We start from the raw sequence: 25751 nt of genomic DNA, 5'->3' as shown, positions 1-25751 counted from the left end.
AAAACGCTCTATAAGTAGGCGGCGTGTGCCGCTTCAAGGCTGCCCTGGGCACGCAGGATCAGCTCGCAGAACTCGCGGGCGGCACCTTCGCCACCGCGGGCGCTGGTGATGCCGTGGGCGTGTTCGCGAACAAACGCCGCCGCATTGGCGACGGCCATGCCCAGGCCTACTCGGCGAATCACCGGCAGGTCTGGCAAGTCATCACCCAAGTAGGCGACCTGCTCATAGCTTAGGTTGAGTTGGCCAAGAAGCTCGTCCAGAACCACCAGTTTATCCTCGCGGCCCTGATACAGGTGAGGAATCCCCAGGTTTTGTGCGCGACGTTCCACAACGGGCGTTTTTCGGCCGCTGATAATTGCCGTTTGCACACCCGCCGCCATCAGCATTTTGATGCCCTGGCCGTCCAGCGTGTTGAATGTCTTGAATTCGCTGCCGTCTTCGAGGAAGTACAGGCGGCCGTCGGTCAGCACGCCGTCAACGTCGAAAATCGCGAGTTTGATATTTTTGCCGCGTTGCAACAGGTCGCTGGTCATCTACATCACTCCTGCACGCAGCAAGTCGTGCATGTTCAGGGCGCCAATCGGGCGGTCGTCGCCATCAACCACCACCAGCGCGCCGATCTTGTGGTCTTCCATGATCTTCAAGGCTTCGGCTGCCAGCATCTCTGGGCGTGCGGTCTTGCCGTGGGGTGTCATTACCGCGTCGATGGTGGCGGTGTGGATATCAATCGTGCGGTCCAGGGTGCGGCGCAGGTCGCCGTCGGTGAAGACCCCGGCCAAGCGGCCATCGGCCTCCAGGATCACCGTCATGCCCAGGCCCTTGCGGGTCATTTCCATCAGCGCATCCTTCAGCAAGGTGCCGCGCTGGACATGGGGCAACTCCTCGCCGGAGTGCATGACGTTTTCCACTTTCAGCAGCAGGCGGCGACCCAGGGCGCCACCCGGATGGGAAAACGCGAAGTCCTCAGCGGTAAACCCGCGGGCTTCCAGCAGCGCTACGGACAAGGCATCGCCCATGACCAGCGCGGCCGTGGTGGAGGAGGTCGGTGCCAGGTTCAGCGGGCAGGCCTCGTGGTCCACGTGGACGTTCAGGTTCACTTCGGCGGCCTTGGCCAGCGTCGACTCCGGGTTGCCGGTGATGCTGATCATCTGGATGCCCAGGCGTTTGATCAGCGGCAGCAGGGTAACGATTTCGTTGGTAGTGCCGGAGTTGGACAGCGCAAGGATGATGTCATCCTTGGTGATCATGCCCATGTCGCCGTGGCTGGCTTCGGCCGGGTGCACGAAAAACGCGGTGGTTCCGGTACTGGCCAGGGTGGCGGCGATCTTGTTGCCGACGTGGCCCGACTTGCCCATGCCGACCACCACAACGCGGCCCTTGCTGGCCAGAATCATCTCGCAGGCGCGTACGAAATCCGCGTCAATATGGGCCAGCAAGCCTTCTACGGCTTCAAGCTCGAGGCGGATGGTGCGTTGTGCGGATTGAATAAGGTCGCTGGATTGGCTCATGTCTGAAATCGTATAGCCTGACGAAAAGTCGGCGATTATAGCGGTAATGATCAATTCCCTCACGCAAGTTCGTCAGGGTTTGTTCGCAATGTTCCTGAGATTCAACCCCAGCAACGATTTTTCCCTGTCCCCAATCTGAACAAGCACTGTTCCGGCCTTGGGCGCCTTGTACCAGCAGTGATATAGTTCGCCGCCAGTTCGGTCCGCCCAGCCCACGTGGCCAACTATTGCGCAACGGTTGCAAACGTTTGTCGCAAGCGTGGTGTCTGAGTGAGAGGCTGCATCCCAAGGAGTTTAGATGAGTGCCGATAACGCCTACGCGGTCGAGCTGAAGGGACTGACCTTCAAGCGCGGGACGCGCAGCATCTTCAATAACGTCGATATCCGCATTCCGCGCGGCAAGGTCACGGGCATCATGGGGCCTTCCGGTTGCGGCAAGACCACGCTGCTGCGCCTGATGGGCATGCAATTGCGCCCCAGTGCGGGAGAGGTGTGGGTCAACGGCCAGAACCTGCCGACGCTGTCGCGCAGCGATCTGTTCGATGCACGCAAGCACATGGGTGTGCTGTTCCAGAGCGGTGCGCTGTTCACCGATCTTGATGTTTTCGAGAATGTGGCCTTTCCGCTGCGGGTGCATACCCAGCTGTCCGACGAGATGATTCGTGACATTGTGTTGCTGAAACTGCAGGCCGTAGGCCTTCGCGGCGCCATCGACCTGATGCCCGATGAATTGTCTGGTGGCATGAAGCGCCGTGTGGCGCTGGCGCGTGCCATTGCCCTCGACCCGCAGATTCTCATGTACGACGAGCCCTTTGTCGGCCAGGACCCCATCGCCATGGGCGTGCTGGTGCGTCTGATCCGCCTGCTCAACGATGCACTGGGCATTACCAGCATCGTGGTCTCCCACGATCTTGCAGAAACCGCGAGCATTGCCGATTACCTCTATGTAGTGGGCGATGGTCAGGTGCTGGGGCAGGGCACGCCCGAAGAGCTGATGAACGCCGACAACCCGCGCATTCGCCAATTCATGACCGGCGATCCTGATGGCCCGGTGCCTTTTCACTTTCCGGCAGCGGATTACCGCTCAGATCTTCTGGGGAAGCGCTGATGCGCAAGACATCTCTTATCGAGAAGGTTCGCCTTTTCGGTCGCTCGGGCATCGACATCGTCGAAGTGCTGGGTCGTTCGACGATTTTCCTGTTCCACGCCTTGCTCGGCCGCGGCGGTATTGGCGGCGGGTTCGGCCTGCTGGTCAAGCAGCTGCATTCGGTGGGCGTGATGTCCCTGGTGATCATCGTGGTCTCCGGGGTGTTCATCGGCATGGTGCTGGCGTTGCAGGGCTTCAATATTCTGTCCAGCTACGGTTCGGAGCAGGCAGTGGGGCAGATGGTCGCCCTGACGCTGTTGCGTGAACTGGGGCCGGTGGTGACCGCCTTGCTGTTCGCCGGGCGCGCGGGTTCCGCGTTGACCGCCGAAATCGGCAACATGAAGTCCACCGAGCAGCTGTCCAGTCTGGAAATGATCGGCGTGGACCCGCTCAAGTACATTGTTGCCCCGCGCCTGTGGGCCGGCTTCATTTCCCTACCACTGCTGGCGATGATCTTCAGCGTGGTCGGGATCTGGGGCGGTTCGTGGGTGGCGGTGGACTGGCTGGGCGTCTACGACGGCTCCTACTGGGCCAACATGCAAAACAGCGTGACCTTCAGCGGTGACGTTCTCAACGGCATCATAAAGAGCATCGTCTTCGCCTTTGTGGTGACCTGGATCGCCGTATTCCAAGGCTACGACTGTGAGCCCACTTCAGAAGGGATCAGTCGCGCCACCACCAAGACCGTTGTGTACGCCTCGCTGGCGGTACTGGGCCTTGACTTCATTTTGACCGCCTTGATGTTTGGAGATTTCTGATGCAAAACCGCACTGTGGAAATCGGTGTCGGCCTTTTCTTGCTGGCTGGCATCCTGGCTTTACTCTTGTTGGCCCTGCGCGTCAGCGGCCTGTCGGCCAGCCCCACCGCCGACACTTATAAACTTTACGCGTACTTCGACAATATCGCCGGTTTGACTGTCAGAGCTAAAGTGACCATGGCCGGTGTGACCATCGGCAAGGTCACGGCAATCGATCTGGATCGCGACAGCTTCACCGGCCGAGTGACGATGCAGCTGGACAAGAAGGTAGATAATCTGCCGACTGACTCAACTGCATCTATCCTCACTGCGGGTCTGCTGGGCGAGAAATACATCGGTGTCAGCGTGGGTGGGGAAACAGCCCTGCTCAAGGATGGCTCGACAATCCACGACACACAGTCGTCGCTGGTACTTGAGGACCTGATCGGTAAATTCCTGCTTAATACGGTCAATAAAGACGCCAAATGAGGAATCTGTTCATGATCTCTACCTTGCGACGTGGCCTGCTGGTGCTGTTGGCAGCGCTGCCGCTGATGGCTAACGCGGCAGGTTCTGCGCACGATCTGGTGCAGGACACGACCAGCAAAATGCTGGCTGACCTGACTGCCAATAAAGAGCAGTACAAGCAAGATCCGAGTAAGTTTTACAACGCGCTCAACACCATTGTCGGCCCGGTGGTCGATGCTGAAGGCATTTCCCGCAGCATCATGACGGTCAAGTATTCGCGCAAGGCGACCCCTGCGCAGATGCAGACCTTCCAGGAAAACTTCAAGAAAGGCCTGTTCCAGTTCTACGGTAACGCGCTGCTCGAGTACAACAACCAGGGCATTACCGTTGCGCCTGCCGGTGATGAGTCGGGTGATCGCACCAGCGTCAACATGAGCGTCAAGGGTAACAACGGTGCCGTCTACCCTGTGCAGTACACGCTGGAGAAGGTCAACGGTGAGTGGAAGCTGCGCAACGTGATCATCAACGGCATCAACATCGGCAAGCTGTTCCGTGACCAGTTCGCTGATGCGATGCAGCGTAATGGCAACGACCTGGACAAAACCATCAACGGTTGGGCCGGTGAAGTCGCAAAAGCCAAGGAAACATCCGATAAAGAAGCCGGGAAGTCTGCGCAATGACCGAGTCGGCTGTTCGTCTTGGCGACGCCGGTGAGTTGTTTCTCAGCGGCGTGCTGGATTACCGCACCGGGCCTGAGCTGCGCAAGCAGGGTCAGGCGCTGATCAAAACTAGCACTGCGCCCGCGCTGGTGCTGGATTGTTCGGCCGTGACCAAGTCCAGCAGCGTCGGCTTGTCGCTGCTGCTGTGCTTCATGCGTGACGCCGAAGCGGCAAAAAAAACGGTCAGCATTCGGGCATTGCCCGAAGACATGCGCGAAATCGCCGAAGTTTCCGGCCTGACCGAGCTGCTGGCGCATCCTTAATACACATTATTAAAGAAGCCCCCCGTCAGAGTCCTGCTATGCGGGGTTCGCAGGCGCGGGGCTTTTTTGTATGATGTGCGACCCGCGCGCACTGGGCGCCGATAGAGGTTGAGCATGCAGGCCCTAGAAGTTAAGAGCTTTCTTGAAGGAAAGCTGCCGGAAACGACCGTTGAAGTTGAAGGCGAAGGCTGCAACTTCCAGCTGAACGTGATTAGCGATGAACTGGCGGCACTCAGCCCGGTCAAGCGTCAGCAGCAGATCTATGCCCATTTGAACCCGTGGATCACCGATGGCAGCATCCATGCGGTCACTATGAAATTTTTCAGCCGCGCGGCCTGGGCCGAGCGCACCTGAGCCCCCAAGGCGTCGAGATTCTTATGGATAAATTGATTATTACCGGCGGTGCCCGCCTTGATGGCGAGATTCGCATCTCCGGTGCAAAAAACTCCGCCTTGCCGATCCTGGCAGCGACCCTGCTGTGCGATGGCCCGGTTACCGTAGCCAACCTGCCGCACCTGCACGACATCACCACCATGATCGAGCTGTTCGGTCGCATGGGCATCGAGCCGGTGATCGACGAGAAACTGGCCGTCGAAATCGACCCGCGCACCATCAAGACCCTGATCGCCCCGTACGAACTGGTGAAAACCATGCGTGCGTCGATCCTGGTGCTCGGCCCGATGGTTGCCCGTTTCGGCGAAGCCGAAGTTGCCCTGCCTGGCGGTTGCGCCATCGGCTCGCGTCCGGTTGACCTGCACATCCGTGGCCTCGAAGCCATGGGCGCCGTTATCGACGTTGAAGGCGGCTACATCAAGGCCAAGGCGCCGGAAGGCGGCCTGCGTGGTGCCAACTTCTTCTTTGATACCGTCAGTGTGACCGGTACCGAGAACATCATGATGGCCGCTGCCCTGGCCAAAGGCCGCAGCGTCCTGCAAAACGCCGCGCGCGAGCCGGAAGTGGTCGACCTGGCCAACTTCCTGAACGCCATGGGCGCTAAGGTTTCCGGTGCCGGCACCGACACCATCACCATCGATGGCGTAGAGCGTCTGCATACCGCCACCTACAAGGTCATGCCTGACCGCATCGAGACCGGCACCTACCTGGTTGCCGCTGCCGTCACCGGTGGCCGCGTCAAGGTCAAGGACACCGATCCGACCATCCTGGAAGCGGTCCTGGAAAAACTGCGCGAAGCCGGTGCAGAAATCACCACCGGTGAAGACTGGATCGAGTTGAACATGCACGGCAAGCGTCCCAAGGCCGTCAACGTGCGTACCGCTCCGTACCCGGCGTTCCCGACCGACATGCAAGCGCAGTTCATCTCCCTGAACGCGATTGCCGAAGGCACCGGTGCCGTGATCGAGACCATCTTCGAAAACCGCTTCATGCACGTGTACGAACTGCACCGCATGGGCGCGAAGATCCAGGTTGAAGGCAACACCGCCATCGTCACCGGCACTGAGAAGCTCAAGGGCGCGCCAGTCATGGCCACCGACCTGCGGGCTTCGGCCAGCCTGGTGATCTCGGCGCTGATCGCCGAAGGCGACACCCTGATCGACCGCATCTACCACATAGACCGTGGTTACGAGTGCATCGAAGAAAAACTGCAGATGCTCGGCGCGAAAATCCGCCGCGTACCAGGCTAGTTGCCGTTTGTAGTGAGCGGGCTTGCCCCGCGCTGGACTGCGCAGCAGTCCCTTTTTTGGGGTCGCTACGCAACCCAGCGCGGGGCAAGCCCGCTCACCACAAGAAGGTGCCTGCCGTTGAATAAGCAGTATGCTGAACTTGTTTCAAATCGAGGCTGTAATGGCCTCGATCTGTGTCCGGCGCCGTTTGCGACCGGACCGCAATAGCCTGATGAAGGACTGACGTTTCCCATGTTGACCATCGCACTGTCCAAGGGCCGCATCCTTGACGACACGTTGCCGCTTCTGGCTGAAGCGGGCATCGTGCCGACCGAGAATCCGGACAAGAGCCGCAAGCTGATCATCCCCACGACCCAGGACGACGTGCGCCTGTTGATCGTGCGGGCTACCGACGTGCCTACCTACGTTGAACATGGCGCGGCCGACCTCGGCGTCGCCGGTAAAGACGTGCTGATGGAATACGGTGGCCAGGGCCTGTACGAGCCGTTGGACCTGCGTATCGCCCTGTGCAAGTTGATGACCGCCGGCCGTGTCGGTGATGTCGAGCCTAAAGGCCGTCTGCGCGTTGCGACCAAGTTCGTCAACGTCGCCAAGCGTTACTACGCCGAGCAAGGCCGCCAGGTCGACATCATCAAGCTCTACGGCTCGATGGAGCTGGCGCCGCTGATCGGCCTGGCTGACAAGATCATCGACGTGGTCGACACCGGCAACACCCTGCGCGCCAACGGTCTTGAGCCGCAAGAATTCATTGCAGACATCAGCTCCCGCCTGATCGTCAACAAGGCATCGATGAAGATGCAGCACGCCCGTATCCAGGCGTTGATCGACACCCTGCGCAAGGCAGTGGAGTCGCGACACCGCGGTTGACTTACCCGCGCGGCCTCAGGTCGCGCCCGTCTATCCGCCTCATAGCCAGAATTCTCAGGTGCCCAAGCGGATCGACTGCTAACTTTCGGCGCCTGAGCATTTTTGCCAATCCTATGAGGCCCTCGCTATGACCACGTCCACTGCAATTGCCCGACTCAACGCTGCCGACCCGGATTTCGCCCATCATCTGGATCATCTGCTGAGCTGGGAAAGCGTGTCCGACGATTCGGTCAACCAGCGGGTGCTCGACATCATCAAGGCCGTGCGTGAGCGCGGTGACGCGGCGCTGGTGGACTTCACCCGCCAGTTCGACGGTCTGGACGTCAAATCCATGGCCGACCTGATCCTGCCCCGCGAACGCCTGGAACTGGCCCTGACGCGCATCACCGCGCCGCAACGCGAAGCCCTGGAAGTGGCGGCCGCGCGTGTGCGCAGCTACCACGAAAAACAGAAGCAGGACTCCTGGAGCTACACCGAGGCCGACGGCACCGTGCTGGGGCAGAAGGTCACGCCGCTGGACCGCGCCGGTTTGTACGTGCCGGGCGGCAAGGCTTCGTACCCTTCGTCCGTGCTGATGAACGCGATTCCGGCCAAAGTGGCGGGCGTGACCGAGGTGGTCATGGTGGTGCCGACGCCGCGTGGTGAAATCAACGAGCTGGTGCTGGCCGCTGCCTGTATTGCCGGAGTCGACCGCGTGTTCACCATCGGTGGTGCCCAAGCCGTTGCCGCGCTGGCCTATGGCACTGAAAGCGTACCGAAGGTCGACAAAGTGGTCGGCCCCGGCAACATCTACGTCGCCACTGCCAAGCGCCATGTGTTCGGCCAGGTCGGTATCGACATGATCGCCGGCCCTTCGGAAATCCTCGTGGTGTGCGACGGCCAGACCGACCCGGACTGGATCGCCATGGACCTGTTCTCCCAGGCCGAGCACGACGAAGACGCCCAGGCGATCCTGGTCAGCCCGGACGCTGAGTTCCTCGATAAAGTCGCTGCCAGTATCAATAAGCTGCTGCCGACCATGGAGCGCGCCGAGATCATCGAGAAATCGATCAATGGCCGTGGTGCGCTGATCCTGGTGCGGGACATGGAGCAAGCCATCGAGGTGGCCAACCGCATCGCGCCGGAGCACCTGGAGTTGTCCGTGGCCGACCCACAAGCCTGGCTGCCGTCGATCCGTCACGCCGGTGCGATCTTCATGGGGCGCCACACCAGCGAAGCCCTGGGCGACTACTGCGCAGGCCCGAACCACGTGCTGCCGACTTCCGGTACTGCGCGTTTCTCGTCGCCGCTGGGGGTGTATGACTTCCAGAAGCGCTCGTCGATCATTTTCTGCTCGCCGCAGGGCGCTTCCGAGCTGGGCAAGACTGCCTCGGTGCTGGCCCGTGGTGAATCCTTGAGCGCGCACGCCCGCAGCGCCGAATACCGCATCCTTGAAGAGGGGAAGTGAGATATGAGCAAATTCTGGAGCCCTTTCGTCAAGGACCTCGTGCCTTACGTGCCCGGTGAACAACCGAAGCTGACCAAGCTGGTCAAGCTCAACACCAATGAAAACCCCTATGGTCCGTCGCCCAAAGCCTTGGCCGCCATGCAGGCCGAGTTGAATGACAACCTGCGCCTGTACCCGGACCCCAACAGCGACCTGCTCAAGCAGGCTGTGGCCAAGTACTACGGAATCGACGCTGGCAAAGTGTTCCTCGGCAACGGTTCCGACGAAGTGCTGGCGCACATCTTCCACGGTTTGTTCCAGCACGACCTGCCGCTGCTGTTCCCGGACATCAGCTACAGCTTCTACCCGGTGTACTGCGGCCTTTATGGCATCAAATCCGACCCGCTGCCGCTGGATGACCAGTTCCAGATTCGTGTGGCGGACTACGCCAAGCCCAACGGCGGGATCATCTTTCCCAACCCGAACGCGCCGACCGGTTGCGTACTGGCGCTGGACGCGGTGGAGCAGATTCTCAAGGCCAGCCCGGATTCGGTGGTGGTGGTCGATGAAGCCTATATCGACTTCGGCGGTGAAACCGCGATCAGCCTGGTGGATCGCTACCCGAACCTGCTGGTGACCCAGACCCTGTCCAAATCGCGCTCACTGGCCGGTTTGCGGGTGGGCTTGGCCGTGGGCCACCCGGACCTGATCGAGGCGCTGGAGCGGGTCAAGAACAGCTTCAACTCCTACCCACTGGACCGCCTGGCGATTGTTGGCGCGGCGGCGGCGTTCGAGGACCGTGAGTATTTCGAGAAGACTTGCCGGTTGGTGATCGACAGTCGCGACAAGCTGGTTGCGCAACTGGAAGAGAAAGGCTTTGAAGTGCTGCCGTCAGCCGCCAACTTCATTTTTGCCCGTCACCCACGGCATGATGCTGCGGGCCTGGCGGCCAAGTTGCGTGAGCAAGGGGTGATCGTGCGGCACTTCAAACAGGAGCGGATTGCCCAGTTCCTGCGGATCAGCATCGGCACGCCGGAGCAGAACCAGGCGTTGATCGATGGGCTGGGCCAGCTCTAACAAGCGCTGAAATCAAATGTGGGAGGGGGCTTGCCCCCGATTGCGGTGTATCAGCCAGCTAATGCGTTGACTGACACACTGCTATCGGGGGCAAGCCCCCTCCCACATTGGGTTCTACGGTGTGGGTTAGATCAACGGCTCGTCAGACTTCTTGTTCTTCCAGCCATCATTGCCCGGCAGCAGCAGGTTCAACCCAATCGCTACCACCGCACACAGGGCGATACCCTTGAGGCCGAAGTCATCCGGGCCGGTGCCGGTACCGACCAGCACACCGCCAATCCCGAACACCAACGTCACCGACACAATCACCAGGTTGCGCGCTTCGCCCAGGTCGATCTTGTGGCGGATCAGGGTGTTCATCCCCACCGCGGCAATCGAGCCGAACAGCAGGCACAGAATCCCGCCCATCACCGGCACCGGAATGCTCTGCAGCAACGCGCCGAACTTGCCGATGAACGCCAGGCTGATGGCAAACACCGCTGCCCAGGTCATGATCTTCGGGTTGTAGTTCTTGGTCAGCATCACCGCGCCGGTCACTTCGGCGTAGGTGGTGTTGGGTGGGCCGCCGAACAGGCCGGCAGCCGTGGTGGCAATACCATCACCCAGCAGGGTGCGGTGCAGGCCGGGCTTCTTCAAGTAGTCGCGACCGGTCACGCTGCCCACCGCAATTACACCGCCGATATGTTCGATCGCCGGGGCCAGGGCCACCGGGACGATGAACAGGATCGCCTGCCAGTTGAATTCCGGCGCGGTGAAGTGGGGCAGGGCGAACCAGGGGGCCGCCGCTATCTTCGCCGTGTCGACCACGCCAAAGTAGAACGACATGGCAAAACCCACTAGCACGCCGGAGATAATCGGCACCAGGCGGAAAATGCCCTTGCCGAACACCGCCACGATCAAGGTGGTCAGCAGCGCCGGCATCGAGATCATCATCGCGGTCTGGTAATGGATCAGCTCAGCGCCATCACCGGCTTTACCCATCGCCATGTTCGCGGCAATCGGCGCCATGGCCAGGCCGATGGAGATAATCACCGGCCCGATCACCACGGGTGGCAGCAACCGGTCGATAAACCCGGTGCCTTTGATCTTCACCGCCAGGCCCAGGAAGGTGTACACGAAACCCGCCGCCATCACCCCGCCCATGGTCGCCGCGAGGCCGAACTGGCCTTTGGCGAGAATGATCGGGGTAATGAAGGCAAAGCTCGACGCCAGGAATACCGGCACCTGCCGCCCTGTCACCACCTGGAACAGCAACGTGCCCAGGCCCGCGGTGAACAGTGCGACGTTTGGATCAAGACCTGTGATCAGCGGCATCAACACCAGCGCGCCAAATGCTACGAAGAGCATTTGTGCGCCAGACAGGATCTGGCGCCAAAGCGGGTCGTTGAATTCATCCTGCATGCTCACGCGTCCTTCTGCTTGGTGCCAAAGATCTTGTCACCGGCATCGCCCAGGCCTGGGATGATGTAGCCGTGTTCGTTGAGGCGCTCGTCGATGGAGGCGGTGTAGATCTGCACATCCGGGTGAGCCTTCTCGACGGCAGCGATGCCTTCGGGTGCAGCCACCAGCACCATGGCGCGGATATCCTTGCAGCCAGCTTTTTTCAGCAGGTCGATGGTGGCAACCATGGAACTGCCGGTGGCGAGCATCGGGTCGATGATCATCGCCAGGCGCTCGTTGATTTCCGGGACGAGTTTTTCCAGGTAAGTGTGGGCCTGCAAGGTTTCTTCGTTGCGGGCCACGCCTACGGCGCTGACCTTGGCGCCCGGGATCAGGCTGAGCACGCCTTCGAGCATGCCGATACCGGCGCGCAGGATCGGCACCACGGTGATTTTCTTACCGGCGATTTTCTCGACCTGCACGGGACCGGCCCAACCAGGGATTTCATAGCTCTCCAAGGGTAAATCCTTGGTCGCTTCGTAAGTGAGCAACGCTCCGACTTCCTGAGCGAGCTCACGGAAGTTCTTCGTGCTAATGTCGGCGCGGCGCATAAGGCCGAGCTTGTGTCGGATCAGCGGGTGGCGGATCTCGCGAGTGGGCATGGGAAAGGCTCCGGCGGCGGGCAAAAAAACCGGCCTAGATTAATCTATCCGAGGGTGTTGTCCTATAGACATCTAGTACGTTAGTCCATTAAGGCTTGCTCGGAGCGCACGAGAAGCGTACCTTCGCCCGCTTTTCTTGCCACAGCACCCCCTTGGAGAGCGCCATGTCCGCTGATCTCGAGCATATCCGTCAAATCATGCGCGAGGCTGACTGCCTGTACACCGAAGCGCAAGTCGAAGAAGCGATCGCCAAGGTCGGCGCACACATCACCCGCGAAATGGCCGACACCAATCCGGTGGTCTTCTGCGTGATGAACGGTGGCCTGATCTTCGCCGGAAAATTGCTGACCCACCTGCAATTCCCGCTGGAAGCCTCCTACCTGCACGCCACCCGCTATCGCAACGAAACCAGCGGCGGCGACCTGTTCTGGAAAGCCAAGCCGGAAGTCTCGTTCATCGACCGCGACGTGCTGATCATCGATGACATCCTGGACGAAGGTCACACGCTGGGTGCGATCATCGACTTCTGCAAACACGCCGGCGCGCGCAAAGTGCACACCGCCGTGCTGATCGACAAAGATCACGACCGCAAGGCTCGTCCGGACCTGAAAGCCGATTACGTCGGCCTGCCGTGCATTGACCGCTATATCTTCGGTTACGGCATGGACTACAAAGGCTACTGGCGCAACGCCAATGGGATCTTCGCCGTCAAAGGGATGTAAGTCATGGCCCGTTTTCTTGATCAGACGCTGTTTGCCGAACTGGCCGAGAAAGCGGCCGCCAGCCCCCGTGGCCGGCACCACCATAACTTCCACCAGATGGAAGAGCCTTGTCATCGCCTGGCGGTGGGCCTGCAACCTGACACCTATGTGCCGCCGCATCGGCACCTGAGTGCGGACAAGGCAGAAACCTTGCTGGTGCTGCAGGGCCGCTTGGGCTTGCTGGTCTTCAGCGAAACCGGTGAGGTCATTGCCAAGCGTGTCATGCAGGCCGGCGGTGAATGCGCTGGTGTGGATCTGCCACCCGGTGTCTTCCATGGCCTGGTGGTGTTGGAGCCCGACACGGTGATGTTCGAGTGCAAGGCCGGGCCTTATCGTCCGGTGGGCGAGGGCGAACAGGCCGATTGGGCACCCCGCGAAGGCGAGGCCGGTGTGGCCGAGTACCAACGCTGGATGCTTGCCCAGTTCGATTGAGCTACAGTGCTGGGCCCACCTTGCCGGAGCGGCCCATGAGCCTGTTGATACGCACCTGCGCCGCCCTGGCGCTGACCCTCAGTTTGCCCCTGGCTGCCGCGCCTGCGCCGATGCACAGCCAATTCCTGCCTTCGGACGACCTGACTCTGCGCGCTGAAGCGCCGGACCAGCAGCAATTGCTGCAAGTCACCGAGTACGCGGTGGTGGTGGGCAACCAGCGCCAGTCCAGCCAACAACCCATCCCGGTGACTGCGCCGTTGATGATTCGCCTGAAGGGCAAGTCCCTGAACAAAGGCGCGACCATCGCCCAGGTGGTGCTCAATTTCGACGCTGAAAGCAAAAGCCTGAAAAAGCCGGCCTACGATGACAAGAGCAAGACTTTGACCTTGTCCTACCCGGTGGCCCAATACCGTGTGATTGTTGACCTGTTGCGCAATGACACGGTGTATGTGCAGTTCCTCAGTTATGCCAATGGGCATATCTGGGCGGATTTGCATACTGGTGCGGTGCGTACCCAATAGCAAGAACACTGAAAAGCCAACGTGGGAAGGAGCTTGCTCCTGATTACGGTGGGGCGGTCAATTAGATGTCGCCTGACACTCCGCCATCGGGGGCAAGCCCCCTCCCACATTGAATATCCAGCGCTTTCGAAGCCTGCGTCGCACAGGTAGACTTCAAACCCCGTGTAAATGTCTGCAGGCTGGAGTCGGTAATGCGTAAAGATAAGAAACAGGTGATTGGTGACGAGATCGGCGACGATCAGATCAAGTTGTTCCTGGACTTCGAGCCGGTCGACGCGACTTCCCCGTCCCTGCACAAACTGATCAAGGCCTACCGTGGCCTGCGTATCGACGATTTCGAGCGGTTCCTGGGCTTCTTCAAGGAAGCCGGCCTGGACCTCGACGGCAAGGATGAGCATGGCCAGACCTTCGTCGATCTGATCAAGGACCAGCGCAACGCGGACGAGTACATCGAACTGATCGAAAACGCTCGCGGCTGATTATCCAAGCCACAAAAAAACGCCCCGTTCTCAGGTTGAGAGCGGGGCGTTTTTCATGGCGCCTCAAGCGTAGCTTTCGGTCTCGGCGGCAGGTTCAACCAGTTCCAGGCTGATGTTGTTCTGCGCGTTGATCTTGCGATACAACTCGGCATCCGTTTCCAGGACCTTTTCACGGGCCGGGAAGATCTCGTGCAGTTTGGCAGCCCACTCACCGGCGGCTTTTTCCGGGAAGCACTTCTCGATCAGTTCCAGCATGATCGAAACGGTCACCGAAGCACCCGGGGACGCGCCCAGCAGCGCCGCGAGCGTGCCGTCTTTGGCCGCGACCAGCTCGGTGCCGAATTGCAGCACCCCGCCTTTTTTCGGGTCTTTCTTGATGATCTGCACCCGTTGGCCAGCCACTTCCAGGCGCCAGTCTTCGGCTTTCGCCTCAGGGTAGAAGCGGCGTAGGGATTCCAGGCGCTGTTCCATGGACTGCATCACTTCGCTGACCAGGTACTTGGTCAGGTCCATGTTGTCGCGGGCCACGGCCAGCATCGGGCCGATGTTGCCGGCGCGAACCGACAGCGGCAGGTCGAGGAACGAGCCGTGCTTGAGGAACTTGGTGGTGAAGCCGGCGTATGGCCCGAACAGCAGGGATTTCTTGCCATCGACCACACGGGTGTCCAAATGCGGCACGGACATCGGTGGCGAACCCACGGCGGCCTGGCTGTAGACCTTGGCCTGGTGGTGCTTGACCACTTCCGGGTTGTCGCAACGCAGCCACTGGCCGCTGACCGGGAAGCCGCCAAAGCCTTTGCTTTCTTCGATGCCCGAGGCTTGCAGCAGCGGCAGTGCCGCGCCGCCGGCGCCGAGGAACACGAACTTGGCATCGACTTCACGGCTGTTGCCGCTGTTGACGTCCTTGATGCTCACGGTCCAGCCCGCGCCGTTGCGCTTGAGGCCGGTGACGCGTTTGCTGTACTTGACCTGGGCGTCTGCCGAGCTGGTCAGGTGGCTGAGTAGTTGGTTGGTCAGGGCGCCGAAGTTCACGTCCGTGCCGTTCATCACACGGGTGGCCGCGATTTTTTCGTCGAGCGGACGGCCCGGCATCATCAGCGGCATCCATTCGGCCATCTCACTGCGGTCTTCGGTGTAGTGCATGTCCGAGAACGCATGGTGCTGGCTGAGGCTTTCAAAGCGCTTCTTGAGGAAGGACACGCCTTTTTCGCCCTGCACGAAGCTCAGGTGCGGCACCGGGCTGATAAAGGACTTGGACGAGCCAAAGGTGCCCTTTTTGGTCAGGTACGCCCAGAACTGCTTCGACACCTCGAACTGGGTGTTGATGTGCACGGCTTTCTTGATGTCGATGGAGCCATCGGCGGCCTGCGGCGTGTAGTTCAGCTCACACAGCCCGGCGTGGCCGGTACCGGCGTTGTTCCACGGGTTGGAACTTTCCGCGGCACCCGAATCCATCAGCTCAACGACTTCCAGCTTCAGGCCGGGGTCGAGCTCTTTGAGCAGTACGGCCAGGGTGGCACTCATGATGCCGGCCCCTACCAGTACTACGTCGACTGCTTCGTTATGCGCCATTTAACGCGTCTCCAAAATCTGCAGCACCAAATTGACGGCATGGCTGCCAGGAGTGACGGGGCGGTTCACGTGTTGCCCCAGGTTACCCATGGCCAGGATCGCCATGTCCGATTCGCAATTCTTTGCATGTTCAGCGCACGCTTCCTGCCGGGCTAGTCTGCCTATGAACGCATTCATGGGCGCCTGTGGCAATTCGACTTATGGTCAAAGCGTGCGATTCGTGCAACCAATCCGTAGCGGACAGGCTCAAGCTCCGGTTTTTAAGGCGTGCTCGGTCCTGTGTGGTTGGGCTGTTCCAGACGCTGATGGTGCTTGTACAAACGCCAAACTATTCATTTGCTCGCCACACTCTTGTGAAGTTGTGAAAACCCGTTTTTTCACGCTCTTTTGAAGACGTGAACCTCAAAAAAGGGCTGCCCCAGCCTGGCACCTGGCCCCTAGCCGACACGCGGCAAAACGGGCAAACAACTCAAGTGGCCGAGCGCAATGGCAGCTCTGGCAGATTCGGTAAAGGCGGGTGGTTTGCAAAGAAAACAGCAAGCGCGCCAGCTTCACTCGATCTGTGTGGGCGGCTCTCTGTGGGCGATTCTTGGGGCTAATGCCGAGGCATTAACGATGCTGCGAGGCCCGATCAGGAGACGTCCTTATAATCGGGGGGAGATTGTAGCGAAGAACGCCAGGGAAATGGGCGTGTTTTATGACTTTTATTAGCCGTTCGGTCAGGCGGCCAACGGTTGGTGATGCGACGGCTGCGCTGCACGTGGGCTGACACGGGCGCTGGCTGGCAGCGGGTGGTGCATCCAGCTCAGGCGGATTTCATCGATTTCCACCCAGCCGTCGCCTACAGGAGGCTGGCAGCACTCTTTGAAGGCCTGGCAACGGCCTTGCACATCGAGCAGGGCGAACTGGCGAAGGACCGGTTTGCGCGTGAACAGTGACCAGAGAAATTGCATGGCGACAGACCTCTTGAGATTGAGGCCAAGCTTGCCTGTCGGGCATGACGGGCCTGTGTATCAGCCGTGACATATCAGTGACATCGAACCGCTACAGTCTGTGCAGGTCTCAGGTTGTAACTGGCGCTAGTTCCCGGCACTGGCGCACCGCTATACTGCCCGCCTGTCGGTACCCGATTTCTGGAGAGAAGAGCATGTTGCAACGCCTGTTGTTCGGTTTGATCACTGTGACCAGTTTGACCCTGGTTGGCTGCGCCAACAGCCCGCAACAACTGACCCCGGAACCAAAAATCACCACGCAGTTGGCCCCCGTGGGTCACGGTCAGCCAGTGTCGGTGCGTGTGGTGGATGGTCGTCCGTCGCCTACGCTCGGTTCGCGCGGCGGCCTGTATCCGGAAACCGCCCTGGTCTCGGTGAATGCGCAAGACGTGCTGCCCAAGCTGCAGGCCCAGGCCGAAGCAGCCGTGCGCCTGTTGGGTTTCACCCCGAGCGCCAACGCGCCGGGCGCTCCGCAGTTGACGATCACCCTGGCCGAATTGAAGTACCAGTCGCCTAAAGACGGCCTGTACGTGACCGAAGCGTCTATCGGCGCGACGTTCAAGTCCGACGTCACCGCCGGCACCCGTCGCTACAGCGGCCGCTACGGTGCGTCCCTGAACCAGCGTTTCGGTATGTCGCCGAACCAGGAAACCAACACCAAGCTGGTCAGCGACGTCCTGAGCGACGCCTTGACCCGTCTGTTCAAGGACCCAAGCATCGGTTCGCTGCTCAGCTCGCAATAACCGATTCTGTAAAAAAAACCGGGCTCATCATTGAGCCCGGTTTTTTTTGTCTTCAGTTTCATGCGGCCGTGTCGATACAGAAATCCAGCAGGCTCACCCCGGTCAACAGATCGGCCTCCGGCAGGTCGGCATGCTGGTGTCCGCCGAGGGCGCAATACACCAGCCAGTGGCGGTCCTGGACGTTGAAGGCCAGGCCGCCGATCAGCGCTTCCTGCTCATCGCTCTGGGCGATCAGATACAGCCGATCCTGGTTTTGTGCATGCAGCATGACAAGCTCCTAAAGCGTCGAAGGGCAACAGAGTGGCTTGTTAAGGTGACGTTCAGGTGACGTTGTAAATTACTGGATACATTAGCCGTCAATGGGGGAGGGAGCATTTCAGGCGCCGGAGGCCACTATCGTTCAGGTTTGTATCTGAACCGATACCAAAACACTGTTTTGCCGAGGTTTTTGATGGCGCTGCCCGCACTGTTGACCAATGTTGTTGCTTTGGCCGTGGCTTGTCCGGGCGCGGCGCTGCTGTTCATTACCCGTCTGCGCGAACAGCGCGCCATGGCTGACCTGACCGCGCAGAGCGAAGATCGCGCAATTGATCAGCCGATGTTGTTTCTGGATGTGCGCACCGAACGGGCGCATCGTCTGGCTTACCGCGTCGGTTTCGCCTGCCTGGGGTTGGCGCTGGCCATTTCCTGGCTCAGCACCCGCCTTTAAGAACACCACAAAACAAATGTGGGAGGGGGGCTTGCCCCCGATGACGGAGCTTCAGTCGACAGCTGATTGACTGATACACCGCTATCGGGGGCAAGCCCCCTCCCACATTTTTGAATCGGTGTTTAGAGGGGTATTCCAGCCTTGACCCGATACTGATTACGCACCGGCGTCGCATATTGCACCACCAGGAACGGCCGGTGCTCAGCCGGGCATTCGTTCAAACGCCGCTCCCACTCCGCCTTCGCCTTGGCCAGTTCATCGGCCGGGAATACTTCGGCCGCCGTCGGCACCTGCAATTGCGGGTCGGCGTCGCTCCACTGGGCGTAGGCCAGGTAATGCACCGGGAACAACCGGTAGCCCCCCAGAATCTGCCGGTCCATTTCTGCGGCCAGCAACTTGGTGTCTTCGAAACGCTCGGTAATCGGCGGCGCGAAGTTAATGTGCACGCGTCCCTTGTAGCCGGTGATGCCCAGGGCAATGCTCACATCGTCTTCGCCCTGCGCCTTGACGTAGGTGCCGGTGGTAGCACGGATGTACAGCTCGCGGGCCTTGGCTGAATCACATGGGTCGTATTCGTAGCTGATGGACACCGGCGTCAGGTTCAGCGACTGGATCACCTCGGCAAACGGCTCGTCCTTGCGGCTGACATGGAACATCTTGAGGATCGCCGACTCGGTACGGTCATCTCCATCCTTGGCGCGCCCTTCGGCCTGGGCGATCCAGATCGACGCACCGTCGTTGCGGATCGAATGGTTGATGTAGGCCGACAGCAATTGATAGGCCGCCATCTTCTCTTTGCGCCCGGTGATCGAGCGGTGCACGATGAAACTCTTGTTCAGGCGCATCAGGTCGCTGACAAACGGCTTTTGCAGCAGGTTGTCGCCAATGGCGATGCGGGGTGTCGGCAGGCCGGCGTGGTACACCGCATAGTTGACGAAGGCCGGGTCCATCACGATATCGCGGTGGTTGGCCAGGAACAGGTAGGCGGTGCCGGACTTGAGCTGCTCGACCCCGGTGTAAGTCACGCCGTCGGTCGCCCGGTCAATGGTGTGGTCGACGTAGTACTCGACTTTGTCCTGCAGCGTGGCCACGGTGGTGACGCCGGCGAATTCACGGCGCAGTTTGCGGGCGATCATCGGCTTGAGCAGCCAGCCCAGGGCGCCGGCAAAGCGCGGGAAACGGAAGTGGGTCAGGATGTCCAGAAAGGCCTTGTCACTGAACAGACGTGCCAGCACTGCCGGGACTTCGCTGTCATTGTAAGGTCGGATGGTATCGAATTCGCCCATCATGCTCTCTTGTTAGAAACGGCTAGGGTAAGTAAAGGAAATACCAGGGTGCGGCCCGAGTAATGGGCTCGGCCAAAAATAGCCCTGTAAATAGACCGGCGATTATACGCACAAGTCACCTTGGAGGCTGCGATGCTGGAAAGCGCGACGTACGATTGTCCTTATTGCGGTGAAGAGGTCGAGACAACGGTGGATTTGTCCGGGGGCGATCAGGTTTATATAGAGGACTGCCAGGTGTGCTGCCGACCGATCATTTTCGATCTGCAGGTGCATGGCGAAGAATGGATGCTTGAAACCCGTAGTGAAAACGAATAGCGGGGGCGCTGATGCAACGAATCTACGAACCGGAAAACCTGATGGAAGGCGAGTTGCTGCAACAGATGCTCGCCAGTGAAGGCATCGAGGCGCACCTGGTGGGGCGGCATTTGCTCGGTGGCACCGGCGAGTTGCCCATCTTCGGCCTGCTGGGGCTGGAGGTGGACAATGACCGCGCCCTCGACGCCCGCGAGTTGATTACCGCCTATATCGGCGCGCAACCGCTGCCGGGCGACGAACCCGACAGCTTCCCCGACGTGCTGGTCTGTTAGGCTGTCGGTCGGTTTACCCAAGAGTCGTGTTGCCCCATGTGTGGACGTTATGCCTTGTTTCGCTGGACCCCCGCTTTTGCTGCCCTGCCGGGCTTTCCGGCCGATCAGCAGGCCCAGTGGAACATCTCCCCGAATGATTCGGTGCTGATCCAGCGCGCCGCCGACGGCCAGCGCACCCTGGCCCGCGCTCGCTGGGGCCTCACCCCGCCCTGGCTGACTGATCTTTCCCGCACTCCCGCCCACGCCCGCGCCGAAACCCTGGCCGAACAGCCGATGTTCCGCGAAGCATTCCGTCAGCGCCGCTGCCTGCTACCGGCCAATGGGTTCTACGAATGGCGCGGCACCCAGCGCAAGCGCCCGTATTGGCTGACGCCGGGGGAGGGCTCCACGTTGTTTTTTGCCGCGATCTGGGAGGCCTACCCGGTGCAGGAACAGGTGTGGCTGAGCACCGCGGTGGTGACCCAGGCCGCGCAGGCCCAGCGTCGGCCACTGATTCTGGATGAGGCCGGACAGGCAGCCTGGCTCGACCCTGAGACGCCGTTGCATGTGTTGCAAGGCCTGCTGGCCAGTGAGCCGAGCGCGTTGCGCGAGCGGGTCCTGGCCAACATGGTCAATGATCCCAAGCTTAACGGGCCGGAGTGCCTGACCCCGGCTTAAACCTTGAACTGATTGATCAGCCGGCGCTGCTGCTCGGCCAACTTGGTCAAGTCTGCACTGGCCGCACTGGATTCATCCGCGCCGCCCGCCACTTCATTGGCCACCTGGCCGATATTGATCACGTTGCGATTGATGTCCTCGGCCACCGCGCTCTGCTCCTCGGCGGCACTGGCGATCTGGGTGTTCATGTCGTTGATCACCGACACCGCCTGGGTGATGGTCTCCAGTGCTTCGGCCGCCTTGGCCGCGTGTTGCACGCTTTCATCGGTGCGGTTCTGGCTGTCCTCCATCACCCGCACCACATCCCGCGTGCCTTGTTGCAACTGCTGGATCATAGTCTGGATTTCTTCAGTGGCCTTTTGCGTCTTCTGCGCCAGGTTGCGCACTTCGTCGGCGACCACGGCAAAACCACGACCTTGCTCGCCGGCCCGCGCCGCCTCGATGGCGGCGTTGAGTGCCAGCAGGTTGGTCTGCTCGGCAATCCCGCGAATCGCCGTGAGGATGGCGTTGATGTTTTCGCTGTCCTTGGCCAGGGTTTGCACCACACCGACGGCCTTGCCGATTTCCTCGGCGAGCGCGCCGATGGAGGTGGAGGTGTCACGCACAATACGCATGCCCTGGCTCGCGGCCTGGTCGGCATGGCTGGCGGCCTGTGCGGCTTGGGTGGCGTTGCGTGCAACGTCTTGCGCAGTTGCGGTCATCTCATGCACGGCGGTGGCGACCTGGTCGATCTCCACCATCTGTTTATGCACACCCTGGTTGGTACGGATCGCGATATCAGCGGTGTGCTCCGACGAGTCGCTGACCTTCTGCACCGAACTCACCACCTGGGTGATCATGCCTTGCAGCTTGATCAGGAAGGTGTTGAAACCGTTGGCAATCGCGCCCAGTTCGTCGGCGCGATCACTGGTCAGGCGCCGCGTCAGGTCACCTTCGCCCTGGGCGATGTCATTGAGCATCGCGACCATTTGCTTGAGTGGCCGGGCGATGCCGTGGCCTACCAGCCAGATCACCAGCAGGCCGATACCGGCGATCAGCAGGCCGGCGATGGTCATGCCGAAAATGTCGGTCTTGCGCTGGGTTTCCAGGTCGCTTTGCAGTTTCTGCGAGTCGGCCATTACGGCACTTAAAGGCAGCTGCATCATCAGGGTCCAGCGCGCATCGGTCTGGCCGATGTTGAACGGCAGGAACAACTCGATATGCCCGTGCTCCTTGTCGATGTCGTAGCGCACTTCGCCGATTTTCAGTTGGCCGAGGTTGGCCAGTTCATTGCTGTCGAGCAGGTCGCTGGCCTTTTCGCCGAGTTTGCTGGCGTCCTGGGTGTAGGCCACCAGGCGGCCGTTGCTGGAGATCAGCGCCAGTTCACCGGCGCCGTTGTAGAGTTTCTGGTCGGCACCGGTCAGCATGTCCTGGATGAAGTTCACCGACAGGTCGGCGCCGACGATGCCCTGGAACGTGCCATCGATCATGATTGGCTCGATAAATGAGGCCAGCATCACCATCGCGTTGCCCACCTTGTAGGGCGCGGGGTCGATGACACAGGCCTTTTTGCTTTCCTTGGAGCACAGGTAGTACTCGCTGGCGCGCACGCCTGTGGAGAGGATTTTCTGGTCGGCCACATCGGCCAGTTTATCCATGCCCAGGCTGCCATCTGCGTTGCGGTACCACCACGGCAGGAAACGTCCGTCGGCGCCCATGCCGACAATCGGGCTGTTCACGTAGGCCGCGTCGTTGTGATCGATAGCGTTGGGCTCCCAGCCGATGTAGGCGCCGAGGATTTTGGGGTTGCGTACCACGGTTTCGTGCAGCAGGTTGATCAGTTGCTCGCGGCCAAGCTGCAGGGCGGGTTCACCCTTCGCGTCTTTCATGCCGAGCAGTGCGTTGGTAGTGGCCAGGCTTTTGGCGGTTACCAACGGCGCTTCCAATTCACGCTGGATCAGCGTGGCCTGGGTTTGCGCCAGGGCGGTGAGGCGCTGTTCGATAATCTGTTCGAACTGCACCTGGGTGCGCTTCTGCACCATCTCCTGGGTGCGCGCGCCGGCAAACAAGGCGTAGAGCACCAGCACCGCCACTACGCTCAGGACAATGGCCCCGGCCAGGGCCGCGACAGAAAATTGAATCGACTTGAATTTCATGAAAGCTCCGGGCGCAGGGGAGAGGGCCTGTCCTGTGTATCGGCCGAGGGCGAGGTGGGCATGAGGGGGGCGCCCGGCAAAATAGGGGGATGTGTCGCAAACAGAATGCTCGGCGCCGCCGCTGGCGTGTGAGATGTATCGGAAAATCAGCGGTTACATGTCAGGTGTATCTGGCGTCGATACAAATGTGCGCCTACGATACGCGCCATGTTTAAGGGCGTGCTATCAGGGAGAGTGTTGATGAAGAAGTCATTGGTGATAAGTGGTTTGGTCGCGGCGATGCTGCTGGCCGGGTGTCAGTCGGTCAATACCACCAGCGGCGGCGCTGTCGGGGTAGAGCGCAAGCAGTACATGTTCAGCATGCTGTCGAGCCAGGAAGTCGACCAGATGTATGCCCAGTCCTACCAGCAGACCCTGGGGGAGGCCAGCAGCAAGGGCCAACTGGACAAGACCAGCGCCAACGCCAAGCGCGTGCAGGCCATCGCCAACCGCTTGATCGCCCAGGCGCCGACGTTCCGTGCGGATGCGGCGCAGTGGAAGTGGGAAGTGAACCTGATCAAGAGCGATGAGATGAACGCCAACTGCGGGCCTGGCGGCAAAATCTTCGTGTACAGCGCGTTGATCGACAACCTCAAGCTCACCGATGACGAACTGGCCGCCGTGATGGGCCATGAAATCGCCCACGCCTTGCGTGAGCATGGCCGCGAAGCCATGTCCAAGGCCTACGGGATCGAGATGGCCAAGCAGGGGGCCGGTGCGTTGTTCGGCCTCGGCCAGGACAGCCTGGCCCTGGCCGATACCGTGGCCAACTACGGCATGACCTTGCCCAACAGCCGCAGCAATGAAAACGAAGCGGACCTGATCGGCCTGGAGCTGGCAGCCCGTGCGGGCTACAACCCGAACGCGGCGATTACGCTGTGGAACAAGATGGCCAAGGCTTCGGAAGGCGCACCACCGGAGTTCATGAGTACCCACCCGGCTTCCGACAGCCGAATCGCCTCGTTGCAGGCGGCGATTCCGAAGGTGATGCCGTTGTACCAGCAGGCCAAGAAATCCTGACCTTTTGAAGATCTAAATGTGGAAGGGGGCAAGCCCCCTCCCACAGGGAACCCTTAGATCCACCCGCTGCTTTGCATGGCTTTGTACACAGCCACAATGGCCAGGATGAAAAACGCTGTAGCGGCCAAGCGACGAATCAACGTCAACGGCAGTTTCTCCGCCGCGAAATTCCCCGCCAAAACCACCGGCACGTTGGCAATCAGCATGCCCAGGGTGGTGCCGATGATCACCAGCCACAGCTCCGGATACTGAGCCGCCAGCATCACCGTGGCGATCTGCGTCTTGTCACCGATTTCCGCCAGGAAGAACGCGATCAGCGTAGTCAGGAACGGCCCGAATTTGCGTGTGGTGCTGGCTTCGTCATCGTCGAGTTTGTCCGGCACCAGGGTCCACAGCGCCGTGGCGCAGAAGCTTGCCGCCAGGATCCAGTGCAACACCGCATCCGAGAAGAAACTTCCGAACCACGCCCCCACGGCACCGGCGGCCGCATGGTTGGCCAGGGTCGCGGCAACGATGCCGGCGATGATCGGCCAGGGTTTGCGAAAGCGTGCGGCAAGGATGAGCGCGAGCAGTTGCGTCTTGTCGCCGATTTCGGCCAAGGCAACGATTGCGGTAGGAACGAGCAATGAATCCAGCATCAGGTAGGTTTCCAGGGGCGGGTCGACACGGCTATGACACGTACAGCCTTCCCGCCCCGGGTAAGGTGTGCGTGTCATAGGTCTTGTCAAACCCCGGTCCGTCTGTGCGGACTCCTGGGTCGCATACGCCATGGTCTGCTGACCAAGTATGTTGACGTATGCCGGACGAGCGTGGCGCTCGTGGGAGACTACTCCCCTAGGACGGAGCGGATTCTGCCTAGGCAAAACCCATTCGGCAAGCGTTCTTTTTCAAACGCCCGTCAGCCGCGCTTGGCGCGGTAGATGCGAAAACCGTTGCCTTCAGCCTTTACTCCACACACGCCCAAGTGCTCTTCGATCAGCGGCTGGTACTTCAGGAAACTGTTGGCGACCAGGCGCAGTTCGCCGCCTTTTGCCAGGTGTTTCGCTGCTTTTCGCAGCAGGTTTTCGGTGGCGAAATAATCGGTATGCACCCCGACATGGAACGGCGGGTTGCTCAAAATCGCGTTCAAACCCATCGGCGCCGCGTCGATACCGTCACCCGTCAATACTTCGGCTTCCAGACCGTTGGCAGCCAGGGTCAGGCGGCTGCTCGCAGCGGCAAAGGCGTCCACGTCCAGCATCGTCACGCTGTTATGCGGGTAGCGACGTTTGACCGCAGCCCCCAGTACACCGGCACCGCAGCCAAAATCCAGCAGATGCCCGCTCGGCAGTTTGTCCAGGTGCTCCAGCAACAGCTCGGTGCCGCGATCCAGGCGACCGTGGCTGAATACCCCCGGCAAGCTCACCACCTTCAGCGGGCCTTCGGCCAATGGCACCTCGAAAACCTGCGCCAGGCTTTCCAGTTCGACCGCTTGCGGCGCATTGGCCACGGTGACCTGCCACAGCTGGCAATGCCGTGCGTTGTCGAGCTTGCGCGGCTTGCCAAAGGGGATCATCTGCTTGGCCGCGCTTTCGATACCGGCCTTTTTCTCGCCGACCAGGAACAGCTCGGCGCCGGGCAGGCGTGCAGCCACGGCGTTGAGCAGGTAGTCGGTCAGGTCCTTGGATTTGGGCAGGAAGATCACCGCCGCATCGAACGCCCGCTCGGGCACATTCACACCGAACTGGCTGCGCTCGGCAAAGCGTGCATCGAGCGCCGCCTGGTCGCCGGCATGCCAGCTCCAGCCGTGGGCGTTGGGCAGGCGACCGAGCAGGTCGTCGGCGGGCAAGCCCACCAACAGCAGGTTGCCTTGAAAAAGTTCGGCCTGGCGAAGCAGTACTTCACTGCGCGGATCCATGGTCTGCTCCTTGAAAAGGGGCGCA

At 60.6% G+C, this 25751-nt stretch carries 31 protein-coding genes, 1 pseudogene and 1 riboswitch; of the genes and pseudogenes, 20 read left to right on the top strand and 12 right to left on the bottom strand.

Annotation, left to right across the window (positions count from 1 at the left end; genetic code table 11):
- Positions 1-8: 8 nt before the first annotated feature.
- Together NL123_RS25880 and NL123_RS25875 are read right to left on the bottom strand one after the other, a co-directional pair.
- Complete coding sequence (locus tag NL123_RS25880; protein WP_058414321.1) at positions 9-533, bottom strand: KdsC family phosphatase; 525 nt, start codon at positions 531-533, stop codon at positions 9-11.
- Positions 534-1508, bottom strand: coding sequence for a KpsF/GutQ family sugar-phosphate isomerase (locus NL123_RS25875; RefSeq protein WP_058422988.1), 975 nt, complete (start codon positions 1506-1508; stop codon positions 534-536).
- A gap of 298 nt (positions 1509-1806) precedes the next feature.
- On the opposite strand from NL123_RS25875, the gene NL123_RS25870 reads away from it, so the two are divergent.
- From NL123_RS25870 to hisC, 10 genes are all read left to right on the top strand, one after another.
- Positions 1807-2616: an ATP-binding cassette domain-containing protein gene (locus tag NL123_RS25870; protein WP_003171811.1), complete on the top strand. Its 810-nt coding sequence runs from the start codon at positions 1807-1809 to the stop codon at positions 2614-2616.
- Positions 2616-3413, top strand: coding sequence for a lipid asymmetry maintenance ABC transporter permease subunit MlaE (mlaE, locus tag NL123_RS25865; RefSeq protein ID WP_028618862.1), 798 nt, complete (start codon positions 2616-2618; stop codon positions 3411-3413). The genes NL123_RS25870 and mlaE overlap by 1 nt, the downstream gene beginning before the upstream one ends.
- Positions 3413-3880 carry an outer membrane lipid asymmetry maintenance protein MlaD gene (gene mlaD, locus NL123_RS25860; RefSeq protein WP_003171814.1) on the top strand — a complete coding sequence of 156 codons (468 nt, stop codon included), beginning with the start codon at positions 3413-3415 and terminating at the stop codon, positions 3878-3880. Before mlaE ends, mlaD begins: the two co-directional genes overlap by 1 nt.
- Positions 3881-3891: 11 nt before the next feature.
- Positions 3892-4539 (top strand): MlaC/ttg2D family ABC transporter substrate-binding protein, encoded by a 648-nt coding sequence (locus NL123_RS25855; protein WP_058422987.1) that lies wholly within the window; start codon positions 3892-3894, stop codon positions 4537-4539.
- Entirely contained in the window at positions 4536-4841 is a 306-nt protein-coding gene (locus tag NL123_RS25850) for an STAS domain-containing protein (protein WP_248486202.1), read from the top strand. Before NL123_RS25855 ends, NL123_RS25850 begins: the two co-directional genes overlap by 4 nt.
- Positions 4842-4955: 114 nt before the next feature.
- Entirely contained in the window at positions 4956-5195 is a 240-nt protein-coding gene (locus NL123_RS25845) for a BolA family protein (protein ID WP_003188597.1), read from the top strand.
- Positions 5196-5218: 23 nt separating this feature from the next.
- The gene (gene murA / locus NL123_RS25840; protein ID WP_010213103.1) at positions 5219-6484 is read left to right on the top strand and encodes a UDP-N-acetylglucosamine 1-carboxyvinyltransferase; all 1266 of its coding nucleotides are present in this window, start codon (positions 5219-5221) and stop codon (positions 6482-6484) included.
- A gap of 231 nt (positions 6485-6715) precedes the next feature.
- A complete protein-coding gene (gene hisG, locus NL123_RS25835) occupies positions 6716-7351 on the top strand; it encodes an ATP phosphoribosyltransferase (RefSeq protein WP_010213102.1) in 636 nt (211 codons plus the stop codon).
- A gap of 127 nt (positions 7352-7478) precedes the next feature.
- The gene (gene hisD / locus NL123_RS25830; RefSeq protein WP_494356624.1) at positions 7479-8798 is read left to right on the top strand and encodes a histidinol dehydrogenase; all 1320 of its coding nucleotides are present in this window, start codon (positions 7479-7481) and stop codon (positions 8796-8798) included.
- 3 nt (positions 8799-8801) lie between these two features.
- Complete coding sequence (gene hisC / locus NL123_RS25825; RefSeq protein WP_248486204.1) at positions 8802-9854, top strand: histidinol-phosphate transaminase; 1053 nt, start codon at positions 8802-8804, stop codon at positions 9852-9854.
- A 126-nt stretch (positions 9855-9980) separates the two neighbouring features.
- Here hisC and NL123_RS25820 read toward each other — a convergent pair whose 3' ends face one another.
- Together NL123_RS25820 and upp are read right to left on the bottom strand one after the other, a co-directional pair.
- Positions 9981-11255 carry a uracil-xanthine permease family protein gene (locus NL123_RS25820; protein WP_058422983.1) on the bottom strand — a complete coding sequence of 425 codons (1275 nt, stop codon included), beginning with the start codon at positions 11253-11255 and terminating at the stop codon, positions 9981-9983.
- A 2-nt stretch (positions 11256-11257) separates the two neighbouring features.
- On the bottom strand, positions 11258-11896 hold the full coding sequence (gene upp / locus NL123_RS25815) for a uracil phosphoribosyltransferase (protein ID WP_024073483.1): 639 nt from the start codon (positions 11894-11896) through the stop codon (positions 11258-11260).
- Between the two features lie 164 nt (positions 11897-12060).
- Between upp and NL123_RS25810 the strand changes: the two genes are divergently transcribed.
- The 4 genes from NL123_RS25810 to NL123_RS25795 all read left to right on the top strand — a co-directional run bounded on the left by NL123_RS25810 (position 12061) and on the right by NL123_RS25795 (position 14089).
- Positions 12061-12618: a hypoxanthine-guanine phosphoribosyltransferase gene (locus tag NL123_RS25810; RefSeq protein WP_025856323.1), complete on the top strand. Its 558-nt coding sequence runs from the start codon at positions 12061-12063 to the stop codon at positions 12616-12618.
- Positions 12619-12621: 3 nt separating this feature from the next.
- Positions 12622-13089: a WbuC family cupin fold metalloprotein gene (locus NL123_RS25805; protein WP_248486206.1), complete on the top strand. Its 468-nt coding sequence runs from the start codon at positions 12622-12624 to the stop codon at positions 13087-13089.
- Between the two features lie 35 nt (positions 13090-13124).
- A complete protein-coding gene (locus tag NL123_RS25800) occupies positions 13125-13610 on the top strand; it encodes a hypothetical protein (RefSeq protein ID WP_494356623.1) in 486 nt (161 codons plus the stop codon).
- Positions 13611-13801: 191 nt separating this feature from the next.
- Entirely contained in the window at positions 13802-14089 is a 288-nt protein-coding gene (locus tag NL123_RS25795; RefSeq protein ID WP_016976601.1) for a PA4642 family protein, read from the top strand.
- A gap of 63 nt (positions 14090-14152) precedes the next feature.
- Here NL123_RS25795 and mqo read toward each other — a convergent pair whose 3' ends face one another.
- Positions 14153-15661, bottom strand: coding sequence for a malate dehydrogenase (quinone) (gene mqo / locus NL123_RS25790; protein WP_058422978.1), 1509 nt, complete (start codon positions 15659-15661; stop codon positions 14153-14155).
- A 719-nt stretch (positions 15662-16380) separates the two neighbouring features.
- Positions 16381-16614: a hypothetical protein gene (locus NL123_RS25785; RefSeq protein ID WP_494356622.1), complete on the bottom strand. Its 234-nt coding sequence runs from the start codon at positions 16612-16614 to the stop codon at positions 16381-16383.
- A 194-nt stretch (positions 16615-16808) separates the two neighbouring features.
- Between NL123_RS25785 and NL123_RS25780 the strand changes: the two genes are divergently transcribed.
- Complete coding sequence (locus tag NL123_RS25780) at positions 16809-17396, top strand: YajG family lipoprotein (RefSeq protein ID WP_179030190.1); 588 nt, start codon at positions 16809-16811, stop codon at positions 17394-17396.
- A gap of 58 nt (positions 17397-17454) precedes the next feature.
- Here NL123_RS25780 and NL123_RS25775 read toward each other — a convergent pair whose 3' ends face one another.
- On the bottom strand, positions 17455-17664 hold the full coding sequence (locus NL123_RS25775) for a hypothetical protein (RefSeq protein WP_058422975.1): 210 nt from the start codon (positions 17662-17664) through the stop codon (positions 17455-17457).
- Between the two features lie 183 nt (positions 17665-17847).
- On the opposite strand from NL123_RS25775, the gene NL123_RS25770 reads away from it, so the two are divergent.
- On the top strand, positions 17848-18105 hold the full coding sequence (locus tag NL123_RS25770; RefSeq protein ID WP_058422974.1) for a hypothetical protein: 258 nt from the start codon (positions 17848-17850) through the stop codon (positions 18103-18105).
- Between the two features lie 122 nt (positions 18106-18227).
- Here NL123_RS25770 and NL123_RS25765 read toward each other — a convergent pair whose 3' ends face one another.
- Positions 18228-19391: a 1-acyl-sn-glycerol-3-phosphate acyltransferase gene (locus NL123_RS25765; protein WP_179030189.1), complete on the bottom strand. Its 1164-nt coding sequence runs from the start codon at positions 19389-19391 to the stop codon at positions 18228-18230.
- A 132-nt stretch (positions 19392-19523) separates the two neighbouring features.
- Here NL123_RS25765 and NL123_RS25760 point away from each other — a divergent pair, with 132 nt between their 5' ends.
- Genes NL123_RS25760 through NL123_RS25750 form a run of 3 tightly spaced genes read left to right on the top strand, consistent with a single transcriptional unit; the run spans position 19524 to position 20635 of the window.
- Complete coding sequence (locus tag NL123_RS25760) at positions 19524-19706, top strand: CPXCG motif-containing cysteine-rich protein (RefSeq protein WP_248486212.1); 183 nt, start codon at positions 19524-19526, stop codon at positions 19704-19706.
- A gap of 11 nt (positions 19707-19717) precedes the next feature.
- On the top strand, positions 19718-19978 hold the full coding sequence (locus NL123_RS25755) for a putative signal transducing protein (protein ID WP_034095939.1): 261 nt from the start codon (positions 19718-19720) through the stop codon (positions 19976-19978).
- Between the two features lie 36 nt (positions 19979-20014).
- Positions 20015-20635: an SOS response-associated peptidase gene (locus NL123_RS25750; protein ID WP_071491168.1), complete on the top strand. Its 621-nt coding sequence runs from the start codon at positions 20015-20017 to the stop codon at positions 20633-20635.
- Here NL123_RS25750 and NL123_RS25745 read toward each other — a convergent pair.
- Both NL123_RS25745 and NL123_RS25740 read right to left on the bottom strand, forming a co-directional pair.
- Positions 20632-21336 (bottom strand): methyl-accepting chemotaxis protein, encoded by a 705-nt coding sequence (locus NL123_RS25745; RefSeq protein WP_395601003.1) that lies wholly within the window; start codon positions 21334-21336, stop codon positions 20632-20634. The two genes, NL123_RS25750 and NL123_RS25745, sit on opposite strands and share 4 nt — an antisense overlap.
- Positions 21337-21537: 201 nt before the next feature.
- Positions 21538-21594: pseudogene (locus tag NL123_RS25740) on the bottom strand (hypothetical protein); the annotation flags it as partial.
- A 1416-nt stretch (positions 21595-23010) separates the two neighbouring features.
- On the opposite strand from NL123_RS25740, the gene NL123_RS25735 reads away from it, so the two are divergent.
- Positions 23011-23829, top strand: a complete 819-nt coding sequence (locus NL123_RS25735; protein WP_071491170.1) for a M48 family metallopeptidase — start codon at positions 23011-23013, stop codon at positions 23827-23829.
- 53 nt (positions 23830-23882) lie between these two features.
- On the opposite strand, the gene NL123_RS25730 is transcribed toward NL123_RS25735, so the two are convergent.
- Together NL123_RS25730 and NL123_RS25725 are read right to left on the bottom strand one after the other, a co-directional pair.
- Positions 23883-24467, bottom strand: coding sequence for a TMEM165/GDT1 family protein (locus NL123_RS25730; RefSeq protein ID WP_004372026.1), 585 nt, complete (start codon positions 24465-24467; stop codon positions 23883-23885).
- Between the two features lie 88 nt (positions 24468-24555).
- Positions 24556-24677, bottom strand: a riboswitch (yybP-ykoY riboswitch).
- Between the two features lie 50 nt (positions 24678-24727).
- Positions 24728-25726, bottom strand: a complete 999-nt coding sequence (locus NL123_RS25725; RefSeq protein ID WP_494356621.1) for a methyltransferase — start codon at positions 25724-25726, stop codon at positions 24728-24730.
- Positions 25727-25751: the final 25 nt, after the last annotated feature.

The organism is Pseudomonas sp. FBCC-B1565 (assembly GCF_059133265.1).
This window is presented reverse-complemented; position numbering and strand designations above follow the sequence as displayed.